The following is a 15117-nucleotide window of genomic DNA, read 5'->3' as shown; positions in this document are numbered from 1 at the left end:
ATAAAAGATTCCAAATAATAATTGGTGGTTAATGTGAGTTTTTTGAAAGTTTTAATGATTACTGCTTGTATTTTTCCATTTGTATCTCGATCGGAAACGTTAGAGAAAGGGATTGATGTATTAAATCAAGGTCAGTTTAAAAAGGCTCGTGAGATATTTAAACCTTTGGCTGAACATGGCGATGCTAATGCAGCCTATTGGTTAGCTTATACTCAGTTTAAAACATCAAGTACATTAGAGGCCGGATCTAGCCTTTTAAAATCTGCTGAGGGAGGTAATCCTTGGGCAATGGCGACACTTGCAGGTATACATATGCCGAAAGTTGATCGTTCTTTTTGTGGTTATTTGGGTTGGCCATGTGACGAGCAATGGGTAGATAAAGCAATTGAAGGTTGGAAGAAACTTGCCGAAGAGGGTGATGGTAAAGCAATGTATGCACTCTTATATCATGACCCTAGCTGGTGGCAATATATTCCCATTTATCGAGAATATCGCTATGGTGAGCTAGCCGAAAAACTATATAAGAATAAAGGCTTTACTTTTTTTTATGATAATAGCTTTTGGTCTTTTCTGAATGAAGATAAACGGATAGAATATTTGGAAAAGATGGCTTTACATGGCGATGGGATTGCGTCTTATAAATTGTTCTACATATTCGATGATAACAAAGAGCCTCAAGAGGCGATTAGTTATATTGAAAATGGAGTAGAAGAAAAAAATTATTATTCACTATATAGGGCGTCTACAGGGTTGATGCGTCTCAAGAGGAAATACGATATAGGTTCGGAAGATGAAAGAACGTCGAAACGTGCTTATTTCTATTGTTATGCAGCACATAGTCTCTTCGAAAAGGGGTATGATTGTAGTGTCAGTGGTTTCTTCGATTTCGAATATGATAGAGATATAGAAATGCATAGGTACTATGACAAAATTACCGGAGAAAGGGTAACAGAAGAACAGCTTGAGAATATTCGGGACAAAGCAAGAGAATATGTCTCAGGGTATTATGCTGACCTGCAGTTGGATGAAACGACTGTCGAGTTTTTTAGAGGATTTTACAAGAACTTTTAGCAGTGTGAAAAAGTCTGTGTCCGGTGCCGAGAAAGCGACCTGGCGTTTTCCACTGCCTAGAACACTTACTCCGAGGACGATTTTCTGTTTGGCTAAAACCAATATTTCGTTTTAAGTGTAAAGCTTCTTCCAAGTGTTGAGTGTGTAGTCTAAATATTTACCGCCCAGTGAGTGATACAACACTCACTGGGCGGTATGTTTACTCTATTGAAATGATGGATAAAGCCCAGAAGGAAAACTACCTTTGTCTGCACTAACAAAATATAAAAACATAATAGCAACTGTGTTGTCATTGCTTCTAATTAGTGGATGTGAAGAGCTTGAGCCTATACCGGGACAGCCTTGGCAGGTTTCTGTGGTAACGCCTTCATTTTATCCCATTAAAATCACGCAAGCGTATGGTGTAAATGAAGAGCAAGACTGGACAATGCCGATCCATGGTCTCTCTCAATCGATGAGAAAAAGCCGCATAGATTATGTCCGTACTGTGTTTCCTGATTATGATGGGTTTGGTTTTCCTTTATCATCTTTGACCGCTGTTAATGGACGCCAGGTGGGATCTGCGAATAAACACTTACCAGATAGCATATATATATATTGGACCTCATTGATTAATATGCGGTTTTTTGTGACTAAGTATGACCTTTCTCCGAAGGTTAAGGAATTAATGGCGAAAGGGGTCAGCTTTGAGCGATATGATGGCTCTTTAGGTTACTGTTTTCGGACTGAATTTTTCTTTGGCATGCTGCCCAATGGCAAAGCTAAAGTGTGGTTGATGGGCTGTGATCAACTTATTTATTTGGCAGAGTTAGAGCCAGCTCGAGAGAAAGATCGTGACCAAAATGGTGTGACGGCTGAAAGATATCGAGAGTCACCTTACTATTTTGACACCATTAATCAACGTGCAAAAGATGAAGGGGTTGCCATTGAGCCAATCCCATGGGAGAAAGTTGGCAAAGTCTACAGTCACGATCCAGTCGAATTGCTCAGTGAGCAGTAATTTTGGGTAGCTCGAAGTAATGTCTTCATAGATTCATCATAAACTTAAATTTTCATCGCCCAGTGAGTGAATAGCACCCACTGGGCGGTGTGTTCACTCTATTGAGATGATGGATAAAGCTCAGAAGGAAAACTACCTTTGTCTGCACTAACAAAATATAAAAACATAATAGCAACTGTGTTGTCATTGCTTCTAATTAGTGGATGTGAAGAGCTTGAGCCTATACCAGGACAGCCTTGGCGTGTGTCTGTGGTAACACCTTCATTTTATCCCATTAAAATCACGCAAGCGTATGGCGTGAACGAAGAGCAAGACTGGACAATGCCGCTCCATGGTCTAGCTCAAACGATGAGTACAAGCAAACTAGACTATGTCCGTACTGTGTTCCCCGATTATGATGGGTTTGGTTTTCCTGTATCACCTTTGACCGCTGTAGGTGGAAGCCAGGTGGGATCTGCGAATAAACACTTACCAGATAGCATATATATATATTGGACCTCATTGATTAATATGCGGTTTTTTGTGACTAAGTATGATCTTCCTCAAAAAGTGAAAGAAATAATGGCGAAAGGGGTCAGTTTTGAGCGTTATGATGGTTCTTTAGGTTACTGTTTTCGGACTGAATTTTTCTTTGGCATGCTGCCCAATGGCAAAGCCAAAGTGTGGTTGATGGGCTGTGATCAACTTATTTATTTGGCAGAGTTAGAGCCAGCTCGAGAGAAAGATCGTGACCAAAATGGTACAACGGCCGATGAGTATAAACAGGGCCCCAAACCCACACCGCAAAGAGTTCGACAGCGTGGAGTCGATGCAGGTATATCGACTGTCCCAATCCCATGGGAGAAAGTTGGCAAAGTCTATAGCAGGGACACCGTCGAACAGGTCAGTGAGCAGTAATTTTGGGTGACTCGACGTGCGTTCCGGCAGTTTGTATACGCTCAGTGATATGCCAAGCAACTTTTTGCTTGGCTTGGCAAGAAGTTGCTTGAGGCGTGCAAAAAATTGGTCAGCAAATAATTAACTGTCTGATATATAACGAATTAAAAGTTGGCATGAATCTAGCTTTCTAGTAGGGCTAGACAGCAAGAGTCGCTGTTGAAACTCAAATCAAAAAAATAGAGGAGCGATTATGCCAACGCCATGTTATATCTCGATTGAAGGTGAAACCCAGGGTTTGATCACTGCCGGTGCCTGCACAGCTGATTCAATCGGTGATGCATTCGTTGAAGGTCATGAAGATGAGATGCTGGTACAGCAGTTTGATCACAATGTCACTGTTCCAACTGATCCTCAGTCTGGTCAGCCATCAGGACAACGTGTTCACAAGCCATTTAAGTTTACCGTGGCATTGAATAAAGCTGTTCCATTGCTTTACAACGCGCTGTCTTCAGGCGAAAAAATGTCTACTGTGGAGCTGAAATGGTACCGCACGTCGATTGAAGGTAAGCAAGAAAACTTCTTTACTACCAAACTCGAGAGTGCGTCAATTGTTGACATCCACTGTGAAATGCCACATTGCCAAGATCCGGCTAAATCTGATTTCACTCAGAATCTCACCGTATCTATGTCTTATCGTAAGATCACCTGGGATCACGTTAACGCGGGTACGTCAGGATCAGACGATTGGCGTAAGCCTATTGAAGCCTAAGGGCTCATTATGTTGCGTCGGCATATTGCCGGCGCTTCATCATTTGTCTAGCGTGCTTCAGTCATTAGTCTGAGGAGTGCTAGACAAGTGTTCACTGTTGCGGGAACAAGATTCGGGAGACATCATGGCGAAATTACGTTTTGAATTTAGCGTCGAGGGCTTAGAGCCAGACACGTTTGTGGTCAGAGAGTATCAGGGCAATGAATCTCTCTCTGCTGCGGCGTTCGATCAGCAAGCTTGCAACGGGTTTCGTTATTCGATTGCTTTGGCGAGTCGTGACCACTCACTTACTCCAGACCAAGTGGTGGACTGCCAAGCAACGCTTTCCCTCTACCGTAATGAGCAGTGTGAGCGTCGTGTCAGTGGCATTGTGCGTCAATTTTCTCAAGGGGATATTGGCCATCATCACACTTACTATGATATTGAATTAGTCCCCGATATTGAGCGCTTGTCGCTACGTCAAAATAGCCGTGTTTTCCAGCATCAAACGGTTCCGCAAATCATTTCCGTGCTTTTGCAGGAAATGGATATCACGGATGTCGGCTTCGGACTGACAAAAGAATACGCTGAGCGTGAATTTTGTGTTCAGTATCGAGAAACAGATCTGGCGTTTTTCCATCGAATCGCCGCAGAAGAGGGGCTCATCTACTGCTTTTTATGGAAAGAGGGAAAGCAGCTTTTATACATTACTGATTCACCTTTCGCTCTCCCAGCTCTAGAGCAGCCGATTGCCCACAACGCGCAGTCAGGGGCGGTGGTGGATGAGCCGTATATCCGTGCGATAGAAAAACGCACGCGCATTGTTCCCTCGTCGTTGGCAATGAAAGACTATAGCTTTAAAAAGCCGAGTTATAGTTTTTTGCAACAAGTAAACACGGCAGGCATCGATTATCAACGCCAAGATTATGAGGTTTATGATTTCCCAGGCAGATATAAAGATGATGCCCAAGGCAAACACCTAGCGCAGGTACGGCAAGAATTTCTGGTGCGTGATAAAGTCACCGCGGACGGAAAAAGTAATCATTTTCTTGTACAGGCGGGGCATGCATTTGAAATGCAAGATCATCTCGACCGTACCATGAATCAAAAATGGCAAGTGGTGCGCGTTCAGCATTACGGCACCCAGCCACAAGCGGTCGAAGAAGAAGGCTGTTCTGGCGCTACCACTTATCATAATCAGTTTACCGTGATTCCGGCCTCCACCTCGTGGCGGGCAACCCCGCACCCTAAGCCACAGGTGGACGGCCCCCTTATCGGTATTGTCGTCGGCCCCGAAGGTGAAGAAATATTCTGTGATGAGCATGGTCGGGTGAAAGTGCATTTTCCATGGGATCGGTATTCAAATGGTGACGAACAGAGTAGCTGTTGGATCCGAGTCTCTCAGGGCTGGGCGGGCAGCCAATATGGCATGATGGCCATTCCACGTATTGGGCATGAGGTGATTGTATCGTTTTTACATAACGACCCAGATCAGCCGATCATCACAGGACGCACTTATCACGCAACAAATGTACCCCCTTATACGTTGCCTGCGGATAAAACCAAAACCGTGTGGCGCAGTGAATCGCATCAAGGAGAAGGGTATAACGAGCTAACATTCGAAGATCAATCGGACAGTGAGCAAGTGTACTTGCATGCACAGCGTGATTGGCAATCCGATGTGGAAAATGATGTCATTACTCAGATAAGGCATGATGAGCACCAAAAAACCGCCCATGATTCTTTTTCTAGAGTGGCGAATAATCAACATGTTACCGTCGATAAGCAAGCAAGAGAGCGAGTGAAAAAGGACGCCACCTTTGAGGTTGATGGTGGTATTCATGAAAAAATTAATAACCGTTTCGCGGCCACCGCCGGACGTGAGGTGCATCTAAAAGCGGGCACAAATGTCGTGCTTGATGCTGGCACAGAGATTACCGTATCGGCCGGTGGTAGCATCATGAAAGTAGATGCTGCAGGCGTGCACTTATTAGGGCCTGTGATAAATCTCAATGCAGGTGGAAGTGCGGGGAGTGGATCGGGTTACCAGGGTAAACAACCGGCCTCACCACGCGCAGTGAAGAAGCCCTAATCATATTCGCAAGTTCATAAGAATCGAGGAAAACTATGCCAAAAGCTGCACTGGTTGGCCATATTGGTACCGCCCATGATGGCTTTCCGCCTACGCCCATTACAGCGGGTTCACCAACGGTAAAGATTGATGGGATCCCAGCGGTACGCAAAGGCGACCCACTGGCTCCCCATAGTAAGCCTAAGCATCCACCGCATGGTCGGTCAGTAAATGCTGGGTCTGGTAGCGTCAACATTGATGGAAAGCCGGCTGCACGAATTGGTGATGCAATAAGTTGTGGCGGCGTAATTTCAGGAGGTTCGAGTGTCAACATTGGTTAAGCCGTCACGATTAAAAGTCAGTTTTTGTACCCTTTTGCTTGTTATCAGTGGACAGGCTTTCGCCGAGCAGGTTGAAATAGAGGCGACGCCGTTTGTGTCATTGGAGCCGGTAGAGAAAATTGCCGATGACTATGATATCCAAGCGATGACACCGGAAGCACTGTTTGAACATGGCCGTTTGTCACGTGCGCAATTCCATTATCAACGCGCAGAGAAGTATCTGCGAGCGGCTGCCGATCAAGGTAATGTGCCTGCGGCTTACTTGTATGCAGTTCTGGTGAGTGATGATGGCAAGAAACTCGCGTATTCTCCTGAGGCGCAGCAATATCTCACTCAGGCTGCACGAGAAAGCTACATCCCAGCCATGAAGCTATTGGTTGAAGAAGGTGAGTGGTTGTCAGCCAACCATCGCACGATATGGCGTCACAAGTACGAAGAGGCCTTGGATGCCTGGTATAAAGATGCCCCTGAAGAGGCAGCCTTTAGTTTATACCAGTACACCGCTTCCACAGATAAACAAAAAGCTGAGGTCTATCTCGAAGAGGCCATTGCGGCAAACGATGTCGATGCGCTATTACACAAAGCATCACAAATAGAAACGGCGCAGCGCGGCTTTTATCTTTTCCCTAGCTCTCGCCTGGATGCGGCTGCTGAGGTGAAAAAGCAAATTGCCAATGCTGGGGGGATCCCTGGAACGAAGAGTTTATACCGTGACTTTATTCGCCGTGGAGAAGCCCCTAAAGCCGTTGAGTGGCGTGAAAAAGCGATAGAGCAGGGCGATCTCATGTCCTTGGCGGCGTTAGGTCGCGTATATACAACAAATTATGCACCTGATGATGAAAAGTATATTGATGGTTTGGTGTATCTCTCTGCATACCTGGATGTGGTTGGTCAAGGGCGATTTGTCGACCTAAGGGATCAAGCGATGGCACAGTTTGAGCTGGCGTCTTCTCGGGTGTCTAATGAGGTCCTGAAAGATGTGGAGAAAAACGCGGCAGAGCTACGAAAAACCCACACCTTCTTTCACTACGATCGATATTGGCAAAAAACAGCCACGAACACAGAGAAAGAAGCAGATCCAACAAGCTAGCTGGGTAGAGGTTTGATAATTTAGCTCCGGCGAAGACTTTAGCGGCCGTAATCGAATCATTGCTTCTCGATTCGATTACGGCCGTTTTCTTTTGCGAGATAGAGCGCGGTATCGGCACGTTGAATGATACTATCTTGTGTATCACCCGCCGAGAAGCCCGTATAACCGATACTGATGGTACAGCGTATGGTTTGTCCGTCGACGTGAATTTCTTCACCATGTACGCGCTCCACCAAACGCTTTAGTACAACTTCAGCACCACTCAAATCCGTTTCAGGAAGCAAACAGAGAAACTCCTCTCCGCCCCAGCGACCGTATATGTCATTAGTCCGTGATTCTTCCCGCACAATATTGCCGAAGCGTTGTAAGGCGATATCGCCTGCCCGATGACCAAAGGTGTCATTTAAGCGTTTGAAGTTATCGAAGTCGACGATCGCCAGCGTCAAGGGGTTGTTGTACCGTTCGCAGCGTGCCAGCTCTTGAACGAGAGCGTTGCTGAGGTAATGGCGATTATAAAGCTGCGTTAATGAGTCAGTATTCGCTTGTATTTCAAGCAATTGTTGCGCTTGTTCGAGTGCTTCCCAATCTCGTAGACGCGCCAGCTCGTGACCGACCCATTCGGCAAAGAGTCGTACCAGTTCATAGTCTTGCGAAATAAAGGGGCGAGTGGGTTCAGGGCTTGAAAAATTTAACGTGCCATAGCGCTCGCCATCAATAAAAATGGGGGCACCGATATATGCTTCGAGGCCGAAATGTTCGTAGCAGGGGTGGGCTTTGATATCGCTTTGCGAAACATGGTGGAACCCTTGCGCCTCATTGGCCTCATAGACGTGACAACAGTATGTTTCTTTTAGATCAAACACCTGTCCAGGCTGCAGGGCGTCATCAGGATGCTGCGCATATTGTACGGTATAACGCTGACCATGAATGTGGCTGAGTATACCGATAGGCAAATTAAAGTGTTTACAACCGAGAGAGAGAATACGCTCTACGCGCCGGCAAAAATCCAAATTGCGTGCTGACGTGATTGAGTGGAGCTGGTTGAGCGCGGATTCTACTTCTACGCGGGTGCTAATGTCTTGAATAAAAGCCACATACATGGTGACAACTTGTTGCTCATCGCACACTGGCCCACCATGTGTTTCGCCTAAAAACACATGGCCATCGGCGGTCTTATATCTCACCACATAAGCATCGTAGTATGCGTGAACTGAGTGGGTGTTAAAACGATCTTTGCCCGTTGCGGTAAAGTCTTCTTGCTCGGCGTAAAGGATGCGCGTGCTAGCGCCTTTTACGTCCGCTAGGCTGCAACCAAATAGGGCTTCTGCTTCGGGGTTTAATAGTTGTATACGGCGATTTGTATCAGCAATAACAACCGCCGTATCGAGATGGCGAAAAAGCGAGGGCAGTAATGTGACAATATGCTTGTACTGGTCAATGGGCTGATTCACTGCTGGGCTCTGTACGTCTATTTGGCTTAGACTAAGCGTAGTACAAATCCCAGCAGCTCGCGCTCGCTGAGGAGATTAGGCGGAGAAACAGGTTATACTGTGAAGGTAAATACGTTAGCCATCGACATCGCAATATTGTTGTCGTAATACGCTGCTTCATTAATGAAGTGCGGATAGGCCGTGTAGTCGCCTTGCCATGTTAATTCTTTGCCATCAAAACACATAAACAGTGGGTCACCGGGCTTTATCGGCTGAAAGTCATTGTCTTGAACGTGTTGGTGCACCATACCAATACGTTCCCCATGCTCATTTTGTGGTAAATGCAGTGTCTCTTTGTAACGGTACGCGGTGACGTTTTTAGGCAGTGCTGGCACCTTATCAATATTAAACAGATGCACGAAGTCCAAAATGTGTGTCGTCATTTCTTGCATCGATTCCATTACATCATGACGCAGTACCGATTGGGGCTGTGGGCCTACCTCAACGATCACCCCTTGTTTACCGATCGAGCATAAAAATGCATGCTGAATAGGTTCAATATGATCTTCGACTAAGATGATGGCATCGGGCATACGCTCACTAATATAAGCGGCGAGCTGCTTATTGAACGTATCAAGTGTCAAGAGTATCAGTGTGGGTCCCATGTTGCTGGTGGTGTTATGCAGGTCGATAATAAAATCGACGCGCGGATCCCCTTTAGGGCCTAATTGTTGGTTGAGGGCTTTAGCGCGACTTTGCTCATAGTTTGCCAAGCTGTAGTCAGCCAGCAGTTTAGGATCGAATTGGCGGTTAAGGTCGCAGTCTAGATAGCGTTTGTTGGCGCTATAAGCAGGGGGGTTCGCAAACACATGTTCGGTGGAAAAACTATCGCGGGCTGTGATTGCTGGGTTGGATTGCCACTGTTTTAGTGCGTAAACACCGCTAAACTCGTTACCGTGGGTGCCACCAACAATAGCAACGTTACTAAACCGACTCATGAAAGCTCCTGATATGTGAAGAATAATCGCATGGATTTGTCTATTTAGACAGCTTAGCACTAACCACTCGATAGGTTAATAGCATAATTTTTCTTTATTAATGCTTTTCTATTCACTTGATCGCGAGTTGGTAGTGGAGGTCCTATGCTTTTTCGAGTCAGTTCACACTTCAGCTGAGTGGAAATCGTTAGCCTAGCGGAAGACGATACAAAGAGGTGAACAATGAAAACGGTATTTCCTGAGCATTTTTTATGGGGTGGCGCGGTAGCGGCTCATCAAGTTGAGGGGGGATGGGATTGCGACGGTAAAGGCGTCAGCATTGTGGATGTGCTGACCAAAGGTGCCCATGGTACACCGCGCAAAATTACCCAGCGTGTTGAAGAACATGAAGCCTATCCGAACCATGATGCTGTGGACTTTTATCATCGCTACCGTGAAGACATTGATCTCTTTGCGGAGATGGGTTTTAAGTGTTTTCGCACGTCTATCGCGTGGTCGAGAATATTTCCTCTTGGTGATGAGCTCACGCCGAATGAAGCGGGCCTTGCCTTTTATGATGACCTTATTGACTACCTATTAGAGAAGGGGATTGAACCTGTCATTACGCTTTCTCATTTTGAGATGCCCCAGCACCTTGTCACCCAATACGGGGGCTGGGCTCATCGAGATGTGATTGAGTTTTTCGTGCGGTTTTGCGAGACTGTAATGACTCGCTATCGCGACAAAGTCTCCTATTGGATTACCTTTAACGAGATCAACAACCAGCTCAACTGGGACTATCCGCTATTTGGCTATTGTAATTCAGGTGTGGTTTTTACCGAGCACGATCATCCCGAACAGAGACTCTATCAAGTGCTACATCATCAATTCGTCGCCAGCGCCAAAGTGGTGTCTCTAGGGCATGTGATTAATCCGGATTTTAAAATAGGTAGCATGATCCACATGATGCCGTTGTATCCGGCGAGTTGTCACCCTGATGATATGTTGGCGTCACAGCAAGCGATGCGTGACAAATATTTATGCAGCGATGTGCAGTTGCGAGGCCACTACCCACACTATATTTGGCCGCAATGGGCCAGCAAAGGGATCGAGGTCAACATGCATCAAGAGGATGCAACGATTCTTAAAAACGGCTGTGCGGACTTTTTGGCGATCAGCTATTACATGACGAATATCGTAGATGCCAACCCGCCAGAAGAAGATGAAAATGCTTTATTCAGTGCAAGCCGATTGAATCCGCATCTACCCGCTTCGGACTGGGGCTGGCAAATTGATCCCAAAGGTTTACGCTTTGCGCTTTCTGAGTTGTATGAGCGTTACGAAAAACCGATTTTTGTGGTGGAGAATGGGCTTGGCGCGACAGATAAGCGTGAAACCTCAGGGGAAATCAATGATGATTACCGCATCAGCTATTTATCACAACATATTGAGGCGCTCGCGGATGCCATTTGGCAAGATGGCGTTGAGGTGATTGGCTATACGCCATGGGGCTGTCTCGATTGTGTGTCCTTTACCACGGGCGAATACCGCAAACGCTATGGTTTCATCTACGTTGACCGTCATGATGATGGTAGTGGCGACTTTTCTCGCCATCGTAAAAAGAGCTTTTACTGGTATCAAAACGTGATTAAGAACAATGGTTTGATAGAGTAAAGGCTCTGGTAGAATCGCAGTAAGACGAGAAGGGACGCCTATTGCGTCCCTTTTATAACTATCGGTAAAGTCATTGCATCGAGGTATGCGATTTTTACCGTTTTAGCGCTAAAGCCTCGCCCGCTAAGGGGGAGAAGTTAGAGACTGGGTTGGTAGTCGACTTCAATCACTTCTCCATACTCAATCCCTTGCTCACGATAACCCACTAAGCTCTCTATCACGTTAAAATGCGCGATAACCGCAATCGTATTGTAGTCTTGATAGGTGTCGAGCACAGATGTCACTCGGCGATATAACGCGGTCGCGGACTCATAACCTGCATTGGTCACTTCATTTCCATTGGCAAACAGTTCTCGATACTCAATCCAGCGTCGATCGCGCTCAGAAAGAGGAATATAGCTCCCTTTGATATCCGCTTGCCACTCGCGGAGGTCATGCTCGACAAACAGTTCTTTTTGCAATTGCCGGTTGAGGATTTCTGCTGTTTGTAAGGCTCGTGTGTAGGGCGAAGAGAGGATGATGTCTGCGTGTTGTAAACTCGGGTGATCGGCTAGCGATTGAATAGCGGGAATACATGCACGTTGGAGTGGTGCATAGTCTTTTTCCAGTTGGCTCATTTGGCGAGCATCGGCCAAAGAGTAATCGGTTTTTCCGTGACGGACAAAGACGACTTTCATAGGGCTTCCTTTTCTGCGTCGACAGCGTCTGAAGCGCTGCTTCTTGAGTCGGTGACAGTTTTATTATCCGGATAATGAGGCGAGACACCCGCTTGGCGGGTGGTCAACATATCGCTTACGAGGGTTGTAGCATACCGTCATCGGACTGTCATGACTCTCCCGTGGGATTGAGAGGAGGGCGTGAGCAAGCTCGCTATTTTTCTCTGGTTTGATCTAATATTTTGGTGCGATCACGGCCTTCTTCTTTGGCTTGATATAGACGCTGATCAGCCATTTCGAGTAGGTATGAGTCCGTGGTTTCGCGAGTTGGGAGCGTAATAATGCCACCGATACTGACAGTGATTTTGTCACCATCTGGGTTTTTCTTGTGCTCGATATCAAGCTTGGCAATTTCAGCGCGAATGGTTTCGGCCAGCTGAGTTAACTTCGAGGCATAGCGCGTTGAGAGCGTGATCGCAAACTCTTCGCCCCCAAAGCGTGCCACGGAACCATGAAAGCGTTCCGTTTGTGTAAGCAGCACGCGCGCGATTTGGGTGAGAACGTCATCGCCTTTGAGGTGACCGTATTCATCGTTATACGCTTTAAAATGATCGACATCGATCATCATGACGGCGACAGGTAACCGGCTGGCGATGCCATGTTGGATATGGTTTTTGAGCTCACGTTTAAACGGTCTTCGATTACTTAACCGGGTGAGATCATCGGTTTCTGCTTGTACTTTCAACTTCTCATTGGCGACAATCAGCTCTTCTTGCAGCTCTTCCATGGCGTAATGGTTTCGTTCACGGATCATCACTTCACTGATGGCGGTGGCGAAACGTTTTAAAAGCAATGTCTTATTGTTATCCCAGATGAAGGGTAGACGGCGATTTGCCACTGTAATCATACCAAAGCTTTTTCTACCGTCGGTTAGCGGAAAAGCGGCAAACGATAAAATATGCCGTTGGCGCAACCAAGAGCGCTCGTTAATTGCATTATCGCCGAGCTGGCCGACATGGGGAACGACCAGTGCGTCGGTATCAGCCAGCCACCGTTTTATCATGTGCATATCGCTTAAATCGACGGTCTGGGGGGCAAAATCAATCTCTTGTGGCCAGTAACAACGACGTTCAGCGCGAAATGCGTCAAAGGCATACCAGCCAATCGCCTCAACGCCGAGTAATGACGCCATATCGGGAAAAATTTTCTCTACGTCTTCAGTAATATATTGCGAGTCTGCACGTAAAAATTGAATTGAAATATCGGCCAGTAGAGAGCTAGCGTTTGATTGCCAATTGAGTGCTTTGGTGCGTTGCTCGACTTGCTCTTTCAATAAAGTTTGATGTTGACGAAGTTCACGCTCTGTCACGCGTTTTTGTAGAAAGTCATCTCTGATACGCGATTGCATCGCATTGATTGAGCGAGACACTTTACCTATTTCGTCATTACGTTGAATCAACGAGAGTGGCACACTCGTTTGGTTGGCCTTGTCGGTTTGGTAGTAATCGAGCGTATTTGACAGCTGTTGGAGTGGGCGCGAGCACAGCCGATGGATAACCCACAAAATCAGCAGAGTGATGATAAAGGTTTCAGTAAAATGGACGACAGCGACAGGCACGGCGCCTGTGAAGGCATCGCGTTTAATCGCACTGCGATCGAGCACAATGTTCAGGGTGCCAATATTGTTACCTTGAACGCTCAACAATGACTGATGATTGGCGTCACAGTCCTCACTGGTATTATTGACTTCAGTGATGTGTGTGCCATCAAAACCTTTTACCTCGACGCGACAAATGGTGGGGATCATCGACAATCCCTTTACACTGCGGCGTACAAGCTCTAAATCAACGACCCACAATGCATGGCTAATCACGCGAGCCGAGTTATGGCTCCGGCTCTCTACCAGTTGTGTGGTCGTAGCCAGTGTGCGCTGGTAGTTGATGTACATCTGCGTCAGTGTACTCCCTACCGCAAACAGTAAGCTAATCGCGAGCACAACGAAAGCGACGCGCGCTTGAAGACCGCGTAAGTTTACATCGCGTTTTATCACTTAGTTATCCATTTGAGTTGTGGTTGAATGACAATGGCTTTCAATCCCTTTCGCCATGTTCAAAAACGAGATTTGATCCCACGCCTGCTCGCGTAACTGTACGAAAAAAGCGGAGCCAGGTTCAATTAAGTGAAACAACTGTCCAGCGCATTGCGGTGGTAACGGCCAACCTTTATCGTGAGCGTAAATGCGGCTCAATGCAAGGCCAGCGGCTTTAAAGTGCCCGCCCCCAAGGGCTGAAATGTCGCCTTTTTCTCGCAAAGAGAGCACGCGCTCGGAGGTATTGACCGTGGCAAAATAGATGTCATCACCGGGCGTTTTTCCTGCTTGCCGCGCGGCTTTCATCGCGCCAAACGCCATATGATCGTTAGCCGTCCACACGTAGCGCACATTTGGGTAGCGTTGTAACAAGGTATGCATTTGCTCTTGGCTGATGGACTCATTCCACTGACCATGAACAACTTGATGTAAGGTAATGTCTGAGCGTTCAACGAAAAAGCGCTTGCCGCCCGCTTCGCGTTGGACGGATGCGGGGGTGGTAAGATCACCTGAAATCATGACGGCTTCGCCGGGCGCATTATCGCCTGCTTGCACCATGGCTTCGGCGATCGCATAGCCTATCGAATGATTGTTGGGAATAATGCTCGGCAGTAAGTATTGTTGCCAATGTGGGTCTTGGAAGAGCTTGGTTTTGGTCTGCTGATCGACATCATTCAAGATCAGTTGTACATAAATAGGATACTTTCTCAGTATAGGAAGTAGGTTTTTGGCCGCCAGCTTTTCATTCACGATGATAATGTAATCAGGGTGGGTCGGTTTACTCAACGTTGCGGCGAGTATTTGACGCACGGCAAAATGATTGCGATCGGCGTGGCGAATCGTTAGGTCAATATTTAATGCTGAGGCAGCGCTATTGGCATATTCATCTACGTCCTGCCAGAAGCTTTCCGTTGCATAACCGGGATTAACAAATAGTACACGGGGCTGAGCCTGTTCAGCATGAACGTGCGCACTGAACATCATGTATATAGAAACAACACACCACAAAATCAGTCTTCTACACATGTAGGGAAGGGTCCTCTCCATTGGCCACCTCTGTTAAGGATAGCGCATATGTATACGCTTGATTG

Annotated in this window: 13 protein-coding genes; 8 read left to right on the top strand and 5 right to left on the bottom strand. The window is 46.7% G+C overall.

All coding sequences use genetic code 11. The features are described from left to right. The first annotated feature begins 33 nt into the window (after nt 1-33). The 7 genes from BZG72_RS13725 (at nt 34) to BZG72_RS13695 (ending at nt 7200) form a co-directional block, all read left to right on the top strand. On the top strand, nt 34-1071 hold the full coding sequence (locus BZG72_RS13725; RefSeq protein ID WP_131828037.1) for a hypothetical protein: 1038 nt from the start codon (nt 34-36) through the stop codon (nt 1069-1071). Between the two features lie 244 nt (nt 1072-1315). Next, a complete protein-coding gene (locus BZG72_RS13720; RefSeq protein WP_077667045.1) occupies nt 1316-2071 on the top strand; it encodes a DUF2931 family protein in 756 nt (251 codons plus the stop codon). A gap of 138 nt (nt 2072-2209) precedes the next feature. Next, nucleotides 2210-2968, top strand: coding sequence for a DUF2931 family protein (locus tag BZG72_RS13715; RefSeq protein WP_077667044.1), 759 nt, complete (start codon nt 2210-2212; stop codon nt 2966-2968). A 232-nt stretch (nt 2969-3200) separates the two neighbouring features. Continuing rightward, entirely contained in the window at nt 3201-3719 is a 519-nt protein-coding gene (gene hcp-2 / locus BZG72_RS13710) for a type VI secretion system effector Hcp-2 (protein ID WP_077459225.1), read from the top strand. Nucleotides 3720-3843: 124 nt separating this feature from the next. After that, the gene (locus BZG72_RS13705) at nt 3844-5790 is read left to right on the top strand and encodes a type VI secretion system Vgr family protein (RefSeq protein ID WP_077667043.1); all 1947 of its coding nucleotides are present in this window, start codon (nt 3844-3846) and stop codon (nt 5788-5790) included. Nucleotides 5791-5825: 35 nt separating this feature from the next. Then, on the top strand, nt 5826-6110 hold the full coding sequence (locus tag BZG72_RS13700; protein WP_077459223.1) for a type VI secretion system PAAR protein: 285 nt from the start codon (nt 5826-5828) through the stop codon (nt 6108-6110). After that, nucleotides 6094-7200: a sel1 repeat family protein gene (locus BZG72_RS13695; RefSeq protein WP_077639322.1), complete on the top strand. Its 1107-nt coding sequence runs from the start codon at nt 6094-6096 to the stop codon at nt 7198-7200. Before BZG72_RS13700 ends, BZG72_RS13695 begins: the two co-directional genes overlap by 17 nt. A gap of 56 nt (nt 7201-7256) precedes the next feature. Here the strand turns inward: BZG72_RS13695 and BZG72_RS13690 are convergent, their stop codons facing one another. Together BZG72_RS13690 and BZG72_RS13685 are read right to left on the bottom strand one after the other, a co-directional pair. After that, nucleotides 7257-8651 (bottom strand): sensor domain-containing diguanylate cyclase, encoded by a 1395-nt coding sequence (locus BZG72_RS13690; RefSeq protein ID WP_077579462.1) that lies wholly within the window; start codon nt 8649-8651, stop codon nt 7257-7259. A 92-nt stretch (nt 8652-8743) separates the two neighbouring features. After that, nucleotides 8744-9628 (bottom strand): aspartoacylase, encoded by an 885-nt coding sequence (locus tag BZG72_RS13685; RefSeq protein WP_077607018.1) that lies wholly within the window; start codon nt 9626-9628, stop codon nt 8744-8746. A 222-nt stretch (nt 9629-9850) separates the two neighbouring features. Between BZG72_RS13685 and BZG72_RS13680 the strand changes: the two genes are divergently transcribed. Next, nucleotides 9851-11281, top strand: a complete 1431-nt coding sequence (locus tag BZG72_RS13680; protein WP_077667042.1) for a 6-phospho-beta-glucosidase — start codon at nt 9851-9853, stop codon at nt 11279-11281. A gap of 137 nt (nt 11282-11418) precedes the next feature. Here the strand turns inward: BZG72_RS13680 and BZG72_RS13675 are convergent, their stop codons facing one another. The 3 genes from BZG72_RS13675 to BZG72_RS13665 form a co-directional block, all read right to left on the bottom strand. Then, complete coding sequence (locus BZG72_RS13675; protein WP_077607020.1) at nt 11419-11958, bottom strand: histidine phosphatase family protein; 540 nt, start codon at nt 11956-11958, stop codon at nt 11419-11421. Nucleotides 11959-12151: 193 nt separating this feature from the next. Next, nucleotides 12152-13987: a GGDEF domain-containing protein gene (locus BZG72_RS13670; RefSeq protein WP_077579466.1), complete on the bottom strand. Its 1836-nt coding sequence runs from the start codon at nt 13985-13987 to the stop codon at nt 12152-12154. Then, nucleotides 13988-15052 carry an ABC transporter substrate-binding protein gene (locus BZG72_RS13665; RefSeq protein ID WP_158075480.1) on the bottom strand — a complete coding sequence of 355 codons (1065 nt, stop codon included), beginning with the start codon at nt 15050-15052 and terminating at the stop codon, nt 13988-13990. Between the last annotated feature and the right edge of the window lie 65 nt (nt 15053-15117).

Source organism: Salinivibrio sp. PR6 (assembly GCF_001995955.1).
Classification (GTDB): domain Bacteria; phylum Pseudomonadota; class Gammaproteobacteria; order Enterobacterales; family Vibrionaceae; genus Salinivibrio; species Salinivibrio siamensis.
The sequence above is the reverse complement of the archived record's forward strand: the minus strand, read 5'-3'. Positions and strand labels throughout refer to the sequence as shown.